General features: G+C 33.5%; 14 protein-coding genes and 1 pseudogene. 7 read left to right on the forward strand and 8 right to left on the reverse strand.

The genetic code is table 11. The features are described 5' to 3' along the window. Positions 1-41: 41 nt before the first annotated feature. From VIX88_RS04070 to VIX88_RS04080, 3 genes are all read left to right on the forward strand, one after another. The gene (locus tag VIX88_RS04070) at positions 42-2,189 is read left to right on the forward strand and encodes an endonuclease MutS2 (protein WP_214194056.1); all 2,148 of its coding nucleotides are present in this window, start codon (positions 42-44) and stop codon (positions 2,187-2,189) included. A gap of 68 nt (positions 2,190-2,257) precedes the next feature. Continuing rightward, positions 2,258-4,384: a Tex family protein gene (locus VIX88_RS04075; RefSeq protein ID WP_064971208.1), complete on the forward strand. Its 2,127-nt coding sequence runs from the start codon at positions 2,258-2,260 to the stop codon at positions 4,382-4,384. 67 nt (positions 4,385-4,451) lie between these two features. Further along, positions 4,452-5,435: a pyruvate dehydrogenase complex E1 component subunit beta gene (locus tag VIX88_RS04080; RefSeq protein ID WP_013446847.1), complete on the forward strand. Its 984-nt coding sequence runs from the start codon at positions 4,452-4,454 to the stop codon at positions 5,433-5,435. Between the two features lie 76 nt (positions 5,436-5,511). Here VIX88_RS04080 and VIX88_RS04085 read toward each other — a convergent pair whose 3' ends face one another. The 6 genes and pseudogenes from VIX88_RS04085 to VIX88_RS04110 all read right to left on the reverse strand — a co-directional run bounded on the left by VIX88_RS04085 (position 5,512) and on the right by VIX88_RS04110 (position 10,975). Continuing rightward, positions 5,512-5,850: a zinc ribbon domain-containing protein YjdM gene (locus VIX88_RS04085; RefSeq protein ID WP_064971209.1), complete on the reverse strand. Its 339-nt coding sequence runs from the start codon at positions 5,848-5,850 to the stop codon at positions 5,512-5,514. Positions 5,851-5,981: 131 nt separating this feature from the next. Further along, complete coding sequence (locus VIX88_RS04090; RefSeq protein WP_064971210.1) at positions 5,982-7,253, reverse strand: aminotransferase class I/II-fold pyridoxal phosphate-dependent enzyme; 1,272 nt, start codon at positions 7,251-7,253, stop codon at positions 5,982-5,984. Positions 7,254-7,462: 209 nt separating this feature from the next. Continuing rightward, positions 7,463-8,340: pseudogene (locus tag VIX88_RS04095) on the reverse strand (IS982-like element ISRa1 family transposase). 138 nt (positions 8,341-8,478) lie between these two features. Next, positions 8,479-8,958, reverse strand: coding sequence for a hypothetical protein (locus VIX88_RS04100; RefSeq protein ID WP_127919831.1), 480 nt, complete (start codon positions 8,956-8,958; stop codon positions 8,479-8,481). 128 nt (positions 8,959-9,086) lie between these two features. After that, positions 9,087-10,064 (reverse strand): polyprenyl synthetase family protein, encoded by a 978-nt coding sequence (locus tag VIX88_RS04105; RefSeq protein WP_064971250.1) that lies wholly within the window; start codon positions 10,062-10,064, stop codon positions 9,087-9,089. Positions 10,065-10,093: 29 nt separating this feature from the next. Further along, positions 10,094-10,975 (reverse strand): hypothetical protein, encoded by an 882-nt coding sequence (locus VIX88_RS04110; protein WP_064971249.1) that lies wholly within the window; start codon positions 10,973-10,975, stop codon positions 10,094-10,096. Positions 10,976-11,025: 50 nt separating this feature from the next. On the opposite strand from VIX88_RS04110, the gene VIX88_RS04115 reads away from it, so the two are divergent. Further along, the gene (locus tag VIX88_RS04115) at positions 11,026-11,445 is read left to right on the forward strand and encodes an NUDIX hydrolase (RefSeq protein WP_064971248.1); all 420 of its coding nucleotides are present in this window, start codon (positions 11,026-11,028) and stop codon (positions 11,443-11,445) included. Between the two features lie 5 nt (positions 11,446-11,450). On the opposite strand, the gene VIX88_RS04120 is transcribed toward VIX88_RS04115, so the two are convergent. Both VIX88_RS04120 and VIX88_RS04125 read right to left on the reverse strand, forming a co-directional pair. Further along, positions 11,451-13,094, reverse strand: coding sequence for a peptide MFS transporter (locus VIX88_RS04120; RefSeq protein WP_064971247.1), 1,644 nt, complete (start codon positions 13,092-13,094; stop codon positions 11,451-11,453). A gap of 138 nt (positions 13,095-13,232) precedes the next feature. Next, positions 13,233-13,793, reverse strand: a complete 561-nt coding sequence (locus VIX88_RS04125) for a hypothetical protein (RefSeq protein WP_064971252.1) — start codon at positions 13,791-13,793, stop codon at positions 13,233-13,235. A gap of 209 nt (positions 13,794-14,002) precedes the next feature. On the opposite strand from VIX88_RS04125, the gene VIX88_RS04130 reads away from it, so the two are divergent. The 3 genes from VIX88_RS04130 (at position 14,003) to lipA (ending at position 16,486) form a co-directional block, all read left to right on the forward strand. Next, complete coding sequence (locus VIX88_RS04130) at positions 14,003-14,881, forward strand: IS982-like element ISRa1 family transposase (RefSeq protein WP_127919829.1); 879 nt, start codon at positions 14,003-14,005, stop codon at positions 14,879-14,881. Positions 14,882-15,066: 185 nt separating this feature from the next. Beyond that, a complete protein-coding gene (locus VIX88_RS04135) occupies positions 15,067-15,624 on the forward strand; it encodes an RNA polymerase sigma factor (protein ID WP_064971152.1) in 558 nt (185 codons plus the stop codon). Next, entirely contained in the window at positions 15,614-16,486 is an 873-nt protein-coding gene (gene lipA / locus VIX88_RS04140; RefSeq protein ID WP_214194057.1) for a lipoyl synthase, read from the forward strand. The genes VIX88_RS04135 and lipA overlap by 11 nt, the downstream gene beginning before the upstream one ends. The last annotated feature ends 62 nt before the right edge of the window (positions 16,487-16,548 follow it).

Raw genomic sequence — 16,548 nt, forward strand, 5'->3', positions numbered from 1 at the left:
TCTATATATATTCAAAGCCTAATTTTTCTTATTTTTGTGCCGTGCATATTACTAAAGACAGTTTACAAGAATTAGAGTTTCCGCAACTATTAGCGGAAATTGCTCCATACGCCTATTCCTCAAAAATAGCTCAAAAAATTTCGGATTTAAAACCGCTAAAAAAAGAGGAGGCTTTAGTTTCATTAAAAAAAACTTCTGAATTTTTAAGCAGCTTTGAAAGTGAAAATATTATTCCTTTCAATGAATATGAAGATGTGGAAACAGAGCTAAAACTAATGCTTATTGAAAATTTCCGATTGGAAAATAGGGCTTTTATAAAGATTAAAAATATCACTTCGCAAATCGGAAAACTCCAAAAGTTCTTTCCACAATATTCGGAGATTTTTCCTGAATTATTGAAAGGTATAGAAACTCTTGATTTCAAAAAAGAAATTATTGAGAAAATAGATCACGTCTTTAACCGATTTGAAGAGGTTAAAAGTGATGCCTCTCCTATTTTAAAAGAACTCCGAGATGAAATACAAAAAGCTAAAAAAGCCATAGATGAAAATTTCAATAGGGCTTTAGGAGTCTATTCTCAAAGTGATTTTTTAGACGAAATCCGAGAAACCATTATAGAGGATCAAAGGGTGTTAGCTGTAAAATCGGGCTTCAAAAAAAGGGTGCAAGGTAGAGTTTTAGGCGTTTCAAAGACAGGTTCCATAACCTACATTCAACCAGAAACTGTAGTAAAACATTATTTTAAACTAAAAGAAAGTTTAGAAGAAGAAAAAAAAGAAATAGACCGTATTTTAAGAAAGCTAACCGCTGAAATAGCTGTATTTCAACCTGAAATAGCGTCTTATCAAAACTATATTTTTGACCTAGACCTTACAAGAGCTAAGACTAAGTTTGCAGAAAAAGTAAATGCGATGCTTCCTAAAATTAATGACCACCAAACACTAAAACTAAGAGATGCCTATCATCCTCTATTATGGTTACAAAACAAGGCGGAGAACAAAGAAATTTTCCCACAAACCCTTGCTCTTACCGAACATAATAGAATCATTTGTATTTCTGGTCCAAATGCTGGTGGTAAATCAATTACATTAAAAACAGTAGGGTTGTTACAGCTTATGCTCCAATCGGGGATTTTAGTTCCTGTACATCCGAAATCCGAAATGTTTTTCTTTGATAAAGTAATGACGGACATTGGTGATAATCAATCTATTGAAAACCATCTTTCTACCTATTCGTCTAGACTTAAGAAAATGTCGCACATTATCAGAAAAGCGGATAAAAATACATTACTACTCATAGACGAATTTGGAACTGGCTCCGACCCCGAACTTGGTGGTGCGTTGGCGGAAAGTTTTTTGGAGTTTTTCTACGAAAAAAAATCCTTTGCTATTATTACTACTCACTATACCAACATTAAGCTGGTAGTGGAGCAACTCCCTAACGCTCAAAATGCAGCAATGCTTTTTGATGAAAACAGTCTAGAGCCTCTTTATAAATTAGAGATAGGACAGGCAGGAAGTTCGTTTACTTTTGAAGTGGCAGAAAAAAATAAAATTCCACCTTTCATCATTCGCTCGGCAAAAAGAAAAGTAGAGAAAGATGTCGTTAATTTAGATAAAACCATCGTAAAACTTCAGCAAGAAAAATTTGAGGTTGAAAAACTAAAAACAGATTTATCTCAGAAAAAAGAATCGGTAGAAGATAAACGAGACAATCTGCAAAAGCTTAACGAGCAACTACAGCAGAAACTTTTTAACTTCCAAAAACTTTATGAAGAAGAACATAGAAAATTACAATTTGGGAACAAAGTAGAAAACTTTATTAAAGACTACATCAATGGGCGTTCTAGAAAGGAACTTGTCAAAGATTTTGTAAAAATATTAGAACAGGAGAAATACCGAAAGTTAGGCTCTGATAAAGATGAGTCTAAGAAATTACAAGTGATAAAACGCAAAATCACTCAACAGCTCAAAAGGAAAGAAGTCAAAGAGAAAATAGAAGAAACCAATCAAAAATTGGAAGAAAAAAAACAAAAAGAAAGAGCTGTTTGGTTAAAAGTGGGACAACGAGTGAGAATTATAGGAAGTACCAGCGTAGGCACTATTGAGAGTATTTCTAAAAATAAAGTAACCGTAAATTATGGGTTATTTAAAACTCAAATTAATCCTGACGAACTAGAACGCGTATAAAGTTCTATCTTTATTTCAACCAAATAATTGATTCGGTTGAACATCAATTCAAAAAACATAAAAAAATAATGACTCTAGTACAATATATACAGTCTCTATCACAACTGCAACCCAAATCTATAGAAACCACACTAACTCTTCTTGCCGAAGGTGGTACTATTCCCTTTATTTCTCGCTACCGAAAAGATGCAACAGGTAATTTAGACGAAGTTGCCATAGAACAAATTCAGAAACTTCAAAAACAATACGAGGAAATCGTCAAGAGAAAAGAAAGTATTTTAAAATCAATAGAAGAACAGAATAGCCTTACGCCCGAACTTCAACAGAAGATTGAACAATCATTTAGTCTACAAGAATTAGAAGATTTATATCTACCTTACAAAAAGCGAAGAAAAACTAAAGCGGATACCGCTAGAGAAAACGGATTAGAGCCTTTGGCTAAAATCATTATGGCTCAAAATGCTAATCACTTAGAGCACTCTGCACAGAAGTATACTTCTGATAAAATATCTACTGTCCAAGAAGCCTTAGATGGAGCTTGTGATATTATCGCAGAATGGATTAACGAAAATCTATTCATAAGAAAACGCCTAAGACAACTGTTTCAACGACAGGCTAAAGTCACCAGTAAAATCACAAAAAAAGCCAAAGAAAACGAAGAGGAAGCTCAGAAATATCAACAATATTTTGATTGGAGCGAAGTTTTACTCAAAGCTCCTTCCCATAGATTGTTAGCTCTATTAAGAGCAGAAAACGAAGGCTTCATCAAACTTAAAATTGAAATAGATAATGATGAGGCAATTAACTTCATAGAAAAAAGCATCATTAAAAATAATAACGAAACTGCTCACTACATCAGCATCGCTATAAAAGATGCCTATAAACGCCTTTTAGAACCTTCTATCTCTAACGAAATTTTACAAGAAGCTAAAAGCAAAGCAGATGATAAGGCCATTAGTATATTTTCGGAAAACCTTAAACAACTGCTACTTGCCGCTCCACTCGGTGAAAAAAGAATTCTAGCCATAGACCCTGGTTATCGTACAGGTTGTAAAGTGGTGTGTTTAGATGAAAAGGGTGACTTGCTTTACAACGAAACTATTTACCCTCACACTCCTCAAAATGAGACAGGAGTTGCAATGAAAAAAATCCGTAGTATGGTTAATGCTTACCAAGTAGAAGCCATCGCCATAGGAAATGGAACTGCGAGTAGAGAAACAGAAGCATTCATCAAAAAAATAGCCTTTGATAAAGATTTACAGGTGTTTGTAGTATCAGAAGCAGGTGCTTCAGTCTATTCGGCAAGCAAAATTGCTAGAGAAGAGTTTCCTAACTATGATATTACCGTTCGTGGGGCTGTATCCATCGGAAGACGACTTTCTGACCCATTAGCAGAACTTGTAAAAATAGACCCCAAAAGTATCGGAGTTGGGCAGTATCAGCACGATGTGGATAGCACCAAACTTAAAGAAGAGCTAGACAACACGGTAATCCACTGTGTAAATGCCGTAGGCGTTAACCTGAACACCGCTAGCCAATCTCTACTGAGCTGTGTGTCTGGCATTGGAGAAAAAATAGCAGAGAATATCGTAAAATATCGCTCGGAAAACGGGGCTTTTAGAACAAGAGCAGAACTGAAAAAAGTCCCTCGTTTGGGAGAAAAAGCATTCCAACAAGCGGCAGCTTTTGTACGCATTAAAGACTCAGAAAACCCGTTAGACAATTCGGCTGTACACCCAGAATCTTACGTTACTGTAGAAAAAATGGCTAAAGATTTAGGACTAAAAACCAAGGAGCTCATTGCCAACAAAGAGCAAATCCAAAAAATAATCCCAGAGAAATATACGACTCCAGAAGTGGGAATTTTAGGAATTAAAGATATTTTAAAAGAATTAGAAAAACCAGGGTTAGACCCTCGCCAACAAGCTAAAGTATTTGAATTTAATCCTAATATTAAAACAATTGCCGATATAAAAGTAGGTCTGTCTCTACCTGGAATTGTAAACAATATTACGGCGTTTGGTTGCTTTGTTGATATTGGTATTAAGGAAAGTGGACTTATACATATCTCCCAACTTACCGATGGTTTTGTATCTGATGTTAATGAGGTAGTAAAACTTCACCAAACTGTAGAAGTACAAGTTTTAGAAATAGACGAAGTACGAAAAAGGATTGGGCTAAAACTTATTAAGTAGATAATGTTTACAAAAATTTCCTTATCAAATAAAAATAACTATTTTTGCATATCAATACTTAAAGACAATGAAAGAATATACATTTAGAGAAGTCATCGCACAAGCTATGAGCGAGGAGATGCGTAAAGATGAATCTATCTACCTTATAGGAGAAGAAGTAGCAGAATACAACGGAGCTTATAAAGCATCTAAAGGAATGCTAGATGAGTTTGGTCCTAAAAGAGTAATAGATGCACCTATTGCAGAAGGTGGTTTTGCGGGGATTTCTGTGGGTGCAGCGATGAATGGTAACCGCCCTATTGTAGAATTTATGACTTTCAATTTCTCTTTAGTAGCTATAGACCAAATCATTAGTAACGCTGCTAAAATGTATCAAATGAGTGGTGGACAATGGAATATACCAATCGTGTTTAGAGGTCCTACAGGTTCTGCGGGACAGCTAGGAGCTACACACTCACAAGCATTTGAAAGCTGGTATGCTAACTGCCCTGGTCTAAAGGTGGTAGTACCATCTAACCCTTATGATGCTAAAGGATTACTTAAAACCGCTATACAAGATAACGACCCTGTAATTTTTATGGAGTCTGAACAAATGTATGGTGATAAAATGGAGATTCCAGAGGAAGAATACTATATTCCAATAGGTAAAGCTGACATTAAAAAAGAAGGTAAAGATGTTACTTTAGTTTCTTTCGGTAAAATTATGAAATTGGCTTTACAAGCAGCTGAAGAACTAGAAAAAGAAGGTATTTCTGTAGAAGTGATAGACTTAAGAACGGTTCGTCCTTTAGATTATGATACTGTTTTAGCATCCGTTAAAAAGACCAATCGTTTGGTAGTACTAGAAGAGGCTTGGCCATTTGGTTCAGTAGCTTCAGAAATCACTTATATGGTTCAGCAAAAAGCGTTTGACTACCTGGATGCTCCTATCAAGAGAATTACAACTCCTGATGCTCCTGCACCATATTCGGCAGCGTTATTCGCGGAGTGGTTCCCTAAATTAGAAAAAGTAAAAGAGGAAATTAAAAAGGCTCTTTACATTAAGAACTAAAATATATAATTTAGATACAAAAAAGAGAGGTAGTTTTAAAAATCACCTCTCTTTTTTTATTATTAAAAAGTAAAACTTAAGCCTTTCTTACAAACTCTGACTTTAAGCCCATAGCTCCAAATCCGTCTATTTTACAACTGATGTTATGATCGCTATCATAATTTAGTCTAATATTCTTCACCTTAGTCCCCGCCTTTACTGGTTTTGGTGCTCCTTTTACTGGTAAGTCTTTTATTACTACCACAGTATCACCATCTTGCAACTCATTACCATTAGAATCTAATATTTTCTCTCCATCAGAAGCAGAAACCTCCGCTGGATTCCACTCGTGAAAACATTGTGAACACACCATTAAATCATCTTGTGGATAAGTAAACTCTGAACCACATTTAGGACATAAAACTACTTCACTCATAACTCTTTATTTATTTTACTGCAAAGATAATCATTTTTATCTGTTAGAAAATTTAATTCCATTTACAAAAAAACAAAGAGAGACTCAATTAAAGTCTCTCTTATTAAATAATTTACTGTCAATAAGTTCTTCTATATTGGCTTAAATGAAAACCCTTTCTCTTCCAAAAGTTGTTTTTCCTGCTCCTTATAGTAACCTTTTACCAGCTTATCGTGTATAGCTTCAAACGCTGCAATAGTTTCGTTAATTTCAGCATCTGTATGAGAAGCCGTAGGGATAAGTCTTAGTAAAATCATACCTTTAGGAATCACAGGATAAACTACTACGGAAGTAAAGATGCCATAGTTCTCTCTTAAATCTTTTACCAACAAGGTAGCTTCCACAGGGCTTCCCTCTATAAATACAGGTGTTACGCAAGTATTGGTATCTCCTAGATTGAAGCCTCTTTCTTTAAGACCGTTTTGTAATTTGTTTACATTTTCCCAAAGTTTAGCTTTAATTTCTGGACGACTTCTGAGTAGCTCTAATCTCTTCAAACCTCCTATAACCATAGGCATAGTAAGAGATTTTGCAAAAATTTGAGAACGCATATTGTACTTTAAATAGCGGATAATATCCTTATCTCCCGCTACAAACGCTCCAAAACCTGCCATAGATTTAGCAAAAGTAGAGAAATAAACATCTATCTCATCTTGGCACCCTTGCTCCTCTCCTGCTCCTGCTCCTGTTTTACCTAATGTACCGAAACCGTGAGCATCGTCCACCAACATTCTAAATTTGTATTTCTTTTTAAGAGCAGCTATTTCTTTCAGTTTACCCTGTTGCCCTCTCATACCGAAAACACCTTCCGTAATCAACAAAATACCACCCCTTGTTTCTTCTGCTACTTTTGTGGCTCTTTGTAGATTTTTCTCTACACTTTCTATATCATTATGACGATAAGTAAATCTCTTACCCATATGAAGACGAACTCCGTCTATAATACAAGCGTGAGAATCTACATCGTAAACAATAACATCATTTTTTGATACCAAAGCATCTATAATGGATACCATACCTTGATAGCCAAAGTTTAGCAAATAAGAAGCTTCTTTACCTACAAACTCTGCTAACTCTTGCTCTAACTGCTGATGATAAGGCGTTTCGCCAGACATAGCTCTAGCTCCCATAGGATAAAACATACCATATTCCTCTGCTGCTTTAGCATCAGCTTCTTTCACTTCTGGGTGATTACAAAGCCCTAAATAGTCGTTTGCACTCCAGAAAATAACTTCTTTACCCTGAAATTTCATTCTAGGACCTATGGGACCTTCTAATTTAGGGAACACAAAATAACCTTCTCCGTAATCAGCAAACTGACCAAGTGGACCAGGATTTTGTTTTATTCTATCAAAAATATCCATTGATTTGTTTTTATTAAAAAATTAAGGTACAAATTTAGCTAAAAAATAAAAAACCTCCATAATACAGAAGGTTTTTATTAGTATTTTAACACTTAAATACTCCATTATCTTGTAATCGAAAAAAACTAGATTTTTTTAATTCGTTTTTCATATAAACTAATTTTTCATATAAAGTAGAGTATAAAAGCTATACAAACTCGTTGTGCATTTTAAATAATACTGATTTTTAGATGATTTAATTTTCTTTGGAAGATAAATTTATTGATATATTGAATAACCGTTGCGGCGGTTATTTTACTGATTATCCTTGTTTTAAAGCCTTCAAAAGTTTTAGCATAGTTTCTTTAATCATAAATTGGTCGCAAAGTTGAGAGAAAAATGTCTCAATTCGTTTTCGCTTTTTCTTGTACAATGAAAATTGAGGAATATAATCTTTCTGATTACTTCTCATTGGTGTATCTAATTTAATATTAGCATAGTTAAATAAATCTATTTGAACTTTTGCTGATAAATAGCCTCTATCTCCAATTAAAGTACAGTTTCGCATTTGCTCACCAATATCTTTTAAATAGTGGATGTCGTGAACGGATGCAGGGCTTATATCAAAATTCTTAATCACACCATTTAAAGAACATACTGCGTGTAGTTTATAGCCATAGAAATATAATTTCTGTGAAGCACAATAACCATATGTTGGTGAAGAATAGGATTGCTCTTTACAAATTTTTGAACGAGTAGAACGAGCATTTTCACAAACTTTCATTGGCATGCTATCAACGATAAAAATATCTTCAAACTCATTGAACTCCATCGAAATACGCTGTCTAATTTGCTCTGTTTGTAGGGATAGTCTTCGTTTTCGCTTATTGTAAACACTTCTTTCAATTTTGTTTATCAGAGAGTTTGGCAATTTTCTAAATAACTGTAATTCGCTATCAATACTCAAGTATTCAGCAGTAATATTAAGACTTATGACTTCTAAATCGCTCATTTTAGGTGTTCTTCTCTGATAACTAATCAGTTGATTTTCTGAAAAAAGTCCTAAAACTTCCAAAATTCTTTCATATATTTGCTCTATGTTGTTCATTTATATCGTTTTATAGCAAAAACAATATACTGATTTTCAGTCTAATAAACAACTCTTGTTTTTTTCATTTCATAATGCACAACGGGTTATACAAATAAATTCAAGGATATTACAAATAGAAGTTTGTCCCATAGGGTACTATGAGTAAGAATTTTCTAATTCTTTTATCAATTCATAATTATACTTAAATTTCCGTTTCTTTTCAGAATTAAGTAATTGATATTTATACTTATCAACCAAATAGTCTTCAATTTCTAATCGACCGAAGTTAACTTCCATAAACGATACATATAAGTCATTATCAAAATAGTTATCTAATAAAGCTTCTACATTATCATCAAATTTCCCGCTTAATATAGTACCACTAAATCTTTTTTCACCTAGTTGTTTTCTAAATGTATGATTAAAAGTCCTAGTAATATCACTCATCCTCTTAATCAGATTTCCTGTCTCTCCAATGTAAATTAAATCATCCTTTTCAAATAAAGCATAAATTCCAGCAGAATCTATTAAATAATTTTTTCGCCAAGCAATGTCTCTTTCAAATTTAATTTTAGGTAAAGAAAAAAGTGTTTGCTCAGCATCAATTAAAATTCTATAAAGTTCTACTTCAGACAAATTAAACTTCATATTTACACTCCTAAATATATTCCGCTTTAAATTATTTTATTAAAACATTCTTCAATAGCTAAAAATACCTTTCATTTGCCTTCCAACACGCATAGATGTATAAACTGCTTTTTATATTAAAACTTCCGTTCTATAACATAGTCTAGCATCAGATTAAGCGAAGTCTTGGCTTCAGAATCTGGAAAATCCTCTAGTATATCTTTCGCCTTTTGCTGAAAATCTTTCATAACACCTATGGCATAATCTAACCCTCCCGAATGTTTCACAAAATCAATCAGTTCTTTAACCCTCTTTGGATTATGATTGTAGCGTTTTATGGTATCAAAGTAGTATTTACGGTCTTTTTCGTTGGCATTTTTCAAAGTATAGATAAGAGGGAGTGTCATTTTCTGTTCCTTTATATCTATCCCTACAGGTTTTCCTATGATATTTTTAGACAAATAATCAAACAAATCATCTTTAATCTGAAACGCCATTCCTGTATAAGTTCCAAAGTCTCGCATCTTTTTAGCCATAGTTTCATCTACACCATTGGACAAAACTCCTATCTCGCAACAAGCCGCTATCAGAGTAGCCGTTTTTTGTCTGATGATTTCATAGTAAACATCCTCCGTAATATCTAACTTTCTAGCTTTTTCTAGCTGAAGTAACTCCCCTTCGGACATTTCTCTAATGGTGGTGGATATTACGGATAGTAAATCAAAGTCTTTATTGTCAGTAGATAACAACACCGATTTAGACAAAAGGTAATCTCCCACCAAAACGGCTATTTTATTCTTCCATAAAGCATTGATTGAAAAGAAGTTTCGTCTTTTAAAGCTTTCGTCTACCACATCATCATGCACCAGCGTTGCGGTATGGATAAGCTCTATCATAGAAGCTCCTCGATAAGTTTTCTCATTAACATCACCCACGAGTTTAGCACACAGAAACACAAACATCGGACGCATCTGCTTCCCTTTAGTAGTTACAATAAAACGAGTTACCTTATCTAACAAAGGTACTTTACTCTGCATAGACTCGTAAAACTTTTGTTCAAAAAGTTTCATTTCCGCACCAATCGGTCGCTTTATTTCCTCTACTATATTTGCCACGGGTAATTAATTTATGCTACAAATATAAGCTATTTCAGTTTATTGTAAGGCACAAAATATAGAGGTTGTTTTACATCTTTTATTTTAGTTTTAAAACGCTCTCCAGAAATATAAAGTCCTTCTTCTGTGGCAGTAATACCCTCTATTTGACCAATACTAAAACTCATACCTAAATAATATTTCTGTGGCTTAGCCTCAAAAAATCTGTTGGGAGCTGTTTCTTGAAATACCGTAAGATAGACCTCCGCCTTTTTGGTATAGCCTACGATATAGAGTTTACCGTTTTTATAGGTAGCATCAGTTGCCAAATAACCTAATGGATACTCCTCTAAAAGAACCGCAGGTTGTCTTTCTTCCGTATCGGTTTTTATTTCGTAATGTCTTGTATTATAACTAGCCCACTCTTTAGAGAAGATTTGAATGTTTCCTTGATGATAAATCATGGACTCGGCATCAAAATCAGTTTTTCTATTAAGCGGTACAAATTCTTCTTGGTTAGGATAATAGAATTTCAATATTTTCTCATATTTAAGAGGTTGTTCTGCTTCTTGAAACGGAACTTTATATACAGTTAGATTATTTCTAGTCCCTAAATTATTTCCAAAATCGCCAATGTAAAGGTTTTTACCATCGGTGCTAATAGCTTCCCAATCAAAATTGGTGGCATTAGTGGCTATTTTTTTTACATCACCACTCTCTCTGTCAATTTCGTAAATATCCGCAGAGTTCCCGCTATCATTAAAAGATAATAACTTTCCTCCTATTTCTGTAAGCCCCGAAGTTTCGTTAAGTTGTTTGTCTAGAGTAGCTACTTTATATTTTTTAAGTTTTAGAAATTTAAGGTCTTGTGCATTGGCATTGTAAAAACCTAAAAATACTAGAATGATAAGAATGATTTGTTTTTTGAACATCTATGAAATAATTTAACTTTGTGATACAAAATTAAGAAAAAAGCTCCCTAATGAAAATAAACAAAATAAATATTCGAGTTTATGGTATCTATCTGAATGACAAATCCGAAATTTTAGCTTTAGAAGAAAAATATGCTGGAGAAGACCTTACCAAACTCCCTGGCGGCGGACTAGAATACGGAGAAGGACTGCTAGATTGCCTCCGAAGAGAATTTTGGGAAGAACTAAATTTAACAGTAGAATCAGCCCAACATTTCTACACACAGGAAGATTTTTTAGTTTCTAAATTTAGAGATAACGAACAATTACTTACAGTCTATTATTTAGTAGAAATAGAAGGTTTAACATCGCTAAAAATAAAAGAGCCTAGTATAGAAAACATCAAATGGGTAGCTCTAAAAGACCAATGCCCTTTTAAGCTACCCATTGATAAAAGAGTTTTTGAAAAACTAAAAGTTATTTATTCTTAAACATTTTACTCTTTCATTGCTTTATTTAGTTTTTTAAGTATTGATAGTCCCAACAATGTTGCTAGTAAAAGCAATACAAAATTTACCAAAAAGAAGTTGGCTTTGTTATCATAGCTATACCACATACTAGATAGTACTCCTGAAAGTTTGTTACCTATGGCTGTGGATAAGAAAAACCCGCCCATCATTAGAGCTGTAATTCTAGGAGGTGATAGCTTGGATACTAAAGATAACCCCATAGGAGATAAACATAATTCACCAATCGTAATTACACCGTAAGCTGCTACGAGCCACATAGCAGAAACTTTTACTAAACCATTATCTCCTGCATATACTGCACCTACCATAACTAAACAACTAAGAGCAGAGATGAATAATCCTAAAACTATTTTAGCTGGAGTTGTAGGTTCTTTTCCTTTCTTTCTAAGCATTACAAAAAAGCCTACTACTACTGGGGTAAGCAAAATTACCCAAAATGGATTGATAGACTGAAATAGCTCTGTATTATAAAGGTAAACCTTATCATTAGGGTTAGCCTCTAATTTTTGTTTTTGTACCTCATCTATATTTCTAAAATAGATATCCTTCCCTTGTTCTTTAATAGGGTTACCATCTGCATCTTTTACTGCCTGATATTGCTCGTCATACACAGGTACTTCTTGAGTTTTATAGTCTTTAGTATCTACTAAATAGATGTCAGCTAAAGGTTTTTCTACAACAGAAGGCACACTTCTATCAGTGTAGTATTTTGCCCATCTCGTAAGTGCAGTTCCGTTTTGTTTAAACACAGCCCAAAACATTAGACTTACCGCAAATATCGCTAACAGCGCACCAATAGGAGCTTTATCCTCCTTATTAGCTTTCACATAAAGAGAAACATAGAATATAATTACAGGAATACACGCAAAAATAAATGCATCTGTACTATCTGCTCCAAAGATATTACCTGGAATAAACCAACCTAACACTCCTACTAAAATCGCAGGTAAAAATACTTTTGTGAGTATGGCACTAATCTTAGTATCACCTTCCTGAACAGGTTTAAGAATATTAGCATTTAAAATATGCTTTCTACCCAGACTAAAGATAATAAGTCCCAAAAACATTCCTACTCCTGCGGTAATAAAGGCCTCTCCCCAACCAAATTTATTCCTCATAAACGCCGCAATAATATTACAGACAAAAGCACCAATGTTTATTCCCATATAGAAAATATTGTATCCCGCATCTTTATTAGCTTTATAAGGTTCTTCCGAGTACAAATTACCAAGTAATGTAGAAATACTAGGTTTAAAAAAACCATTCCCAACAATAATAAGCCCCAATGAGGTATAAAACATGGGCATATCTTTAAAAACTCCTAAACCTATATAACCTAACCCCATAAATAATCCTCCTATATAAACCGCCTTAATGTAACCTAGCAATCTATCCGCTAAAAAACCTCCAAGAAATGGTGTGAGATAGGTAAGAGCGATAAAAGTTCCAAATATATCATCAGCATTTTTATCATCAAAAGCGAGACCTCCTGTCTCCGTAGGGTCAATCATATAAAGCACGAAAATACCCAAAATAAGATAATAACCAAACCTTTCCCACATTTCGGTGAAGAATAAAAAAGGTAGCCCTTTAGGATGTTTTGTTTTCATAAAATTATCGTTTTGTTTAATGGGTAACAAATATAGTTATTTTCTATAATAAAGTTCAACCTAATAGAAACGATAAAATAAATGCGATGTAGAAGAATCTACACCGCACATACTTACTTTAAAATTAAACTCTAACTTTTACTCTCCTAACGGAATGTTATAAGAGAATCCTGCTCCTATACTTCCTGTATCGAAAGCTTGATTACCAATCTTACCGTTATCTCCTGTAAATACCTTAGTATATTGGATAAAGAAGTTCCAATCTCTATTATGGTAACCAATTTCTGGTCTTAAGTAGAAACCACCATCAGGCATTGCTGTTGTATAGTTAGAAGCTACTTTATCATTACCTACGATAAATCCATAACCTAAATCAGCACCTCCATAAAAACCAGTTTTTTGTGGATACACTCTAAATAGTGCTGCAACAGGAACTACACCAAAATCATTATTTTTGATATCTCCGTTGTCTTTAGCAAAAAAGTGGTTGTACCCTGTAGCTAAACCTAATCCAAACCCTGGAGTTACCAAGTGCTGATAAGAAAGGTTACCACCCAAGTTAGCAGAAGTGTTATCTCCTGTAGCTACACCTGCGTTAATACCTACTTTAATCATGTTCTTCATACTTTTAGTCTGAGCACCTGCCACTCCCGCTGCTAAAATACCAGCTAAAAGAAGTGTTTGTTTAATCATTTTCATTGTAAAAAATTTATTTTTGATTTCATGGGTCTGTATGTCAAAAGTGTGCCAAACTTTTTTCACCAAATACACCTAAAATTAACATTTCAACAATAAAACAAAGCAAAAATATATTATTTATCACCCGTTGTGCATTATGAAATGAAAAAAACAAGAGTTGTTTATTAGACTGAAAATCAGTATATTGTTTTTGCTATAAAACGATATAAATGAACAACTTAGAGCAAATATATGAAAGAATTTTGGAAGTTTTAGGACTTTTTTCAGAAAATCAACTGATTAGTTATCAGAGAAGAACACCTAAAATGAGCGATTTAGAAGTCATAAGTCTTAATATTACTGCTGAATACTTGAGTATTGATAGCGAATTACAGTTATTTAGAAAATTGCCAAACTCTCTGATAAACAAAATTGAAAGAAGTGTTTACAATAAGCGAAAACGAAGACTATCCCTACAAACAGAGCAAATTAGACAGCGTATTTCGATGGAGTTCAATGAGTTTGAAGATATTTTTATCGTTGATAGCATGCCAATGAAAGTTTGTGAAAACGCTCGTTCTACTCGTTCAAAAATTTGTAAAGAGCAATCCTATTCTTCACCAACATATGGTTATTGTGCTTCACAGAAATTATATTTCTATGGCTATAAACTACACGCAGTATGTTCTTTAAATGGTGTGATTAAGAATTTTGATATAAGCCCTGCATCCGTTCACGACATCCACTATTTAAAAGATATTGGTGAGCAAATGCGAAACTGTACTTTAATTGGAGATAGAGGCTATTTATCAGCAAAAGTTCAAATAGATTTATTTAACTATGCTAATATTAAATTAGATACACCAATGAGAAGTAATCAGAAAGATTATATTCCTCAATTTTCATTGTACAAGAAAAAGCGAAAACGAATTGAGATATTTTTCTCTCAACTTTGCGACCAATTTATGATTAAAAGAAACTATGCTAAAACTTTTGAAGGCTTTAAAACAAGGATAATCAGTAAAATAACCGCCGCAACGGTTATTCAATATATCAATAAATTTATCTTCCAAAGAAAATTAAATCATCTAAAAATCAGTATTATTTAAAATGCACAACGAGTTATTTATCATTTTTAATAACCTTTTTTTGAAATAACAAAATCAAACAATCGTTTAATAACCTAAAATAATTAATTTTATTTTTTTCAACTATTCGTCCAAATGCACCAAAATAACAGGTTGCTTTTTTATTGAGTTTTTGTTCTTTATATTTGTACGATATTTTCAGTACTGTGGAAGACAAGTTTTTATTAGACCTCATCGAAAAAGCAAAGAATAAGGATCAAAAATCCCAAACAAAACTTATCAATAAGTTTTGGGTAAGTGTTTTTTCTTTTGTGATGAAAAAGGTAAAAAATGAGACAGAAGCAGACGAAATCACAGTAAATGTATTCTCTAAAGTACTATCAAAAATAGACCTTTACGACCCTAATTTCCAATTTAAAACTTGGGTGCTTACCATAGCCCAAAATACTATAATAGACTATTGGAGAAAAAAAAACAGGGATAGTGAAACATCAATAGAATACATGGAGGAGTTTAGAAACACTTTAGTAAAATCTCCTGAAGAGTTACTAATTTCCGAAGAAGAGGACAAAGAAATCATCAAAGTTATAGAATCTTTAGAGGCTAATTATCAAGAAATTATCAATCTAAGATTTTTTGAAGAAAAAAGTATTAAAGAAATTTCGGATATATTGAATATTTCGGTTTCTAATGCTAAAGTAAGAATAATGAGAGCTAAAAAAGTATTAAAAGAACTACTCAAAAACAACATCAATGGAAAATAATATACAAGAAAACAATACCGTAATACAAAAACCAAAATGGATAAGAGTAAAGCTTCCCACAGGTAAAAACTACCGCGAGTTAAGAACCCTTGTGGACAAATACAAACTCAATACTATCTGCCAAAGTGGTTCTTGCCCTAATATGGGCGAATGTTGGGGAGAAGGTACTGCCACTTTTATGATTTTAGGCAATATTTGTACTAGAAGCTGTGGTTTTTGTGGAGTAAAAACAGGAAAACCACTAGATGTTAATTGGGACGAGCCAGAGAAAGTGGCTCGTTCTATCAAACTAATGAAAATAAAACACGCCGTGCTTACTTCAGTCGACAGAGATGATTTGAAAGACATAGGTTCTATTTTATGGGCTGAGACGGTAAATGCCGTTCGTAGGATTTCGCCAACTACTACAATGGAAACTCTTATCCCAGATTTCCAAGGGATTACGAAGCATATCGACCGTATAGTAGAGGTAGCTCCAGAAGTAGTTTCACACAATATGGAAACGGTAAAAAGACTTACCAGAGAAGTAAGGATACAGGCAAAATATGAAAGAAGCCTAGAAGTTTTAAGATATCTGAAAGAAGCAGGACAACGCCGTACCAAAACAGGGATAATGCTAGGTTTAGGGGAAGAGAAAGATGAAGTTTTCCAAACTATTGAGGATATTAGAAATGCCAATGTAGATGTTATCACACTTGGACAGTATTTACAACCCACAAAAAAACATTTACCTGTAAAAAGATTTATCACTCCAGAAGAATTTGAAGAGTATGGGGCATTTGCAAAAAGCCTAGGATTTCGCCATGTTGAAAGTTCTCCGCTTGTAAGAAGCTCTTACCATGCAGAAAAGCATATCCATTAAGATTAAAAAAGGCTGACATTTTAATAATGTCAGCCCTTTTATTTTATCTCTTTTTATCCTTT

It is taken from the genome of Riemerella anatipestifer, assembly GCF_035666175.1.
Taxonomy (GTDB): Bacteria; Bacteroidota; Bacteroidia; order Flavobacteriales; family Weeksellaceae; genus Riemerella; species Riemerella anatipestifer_D.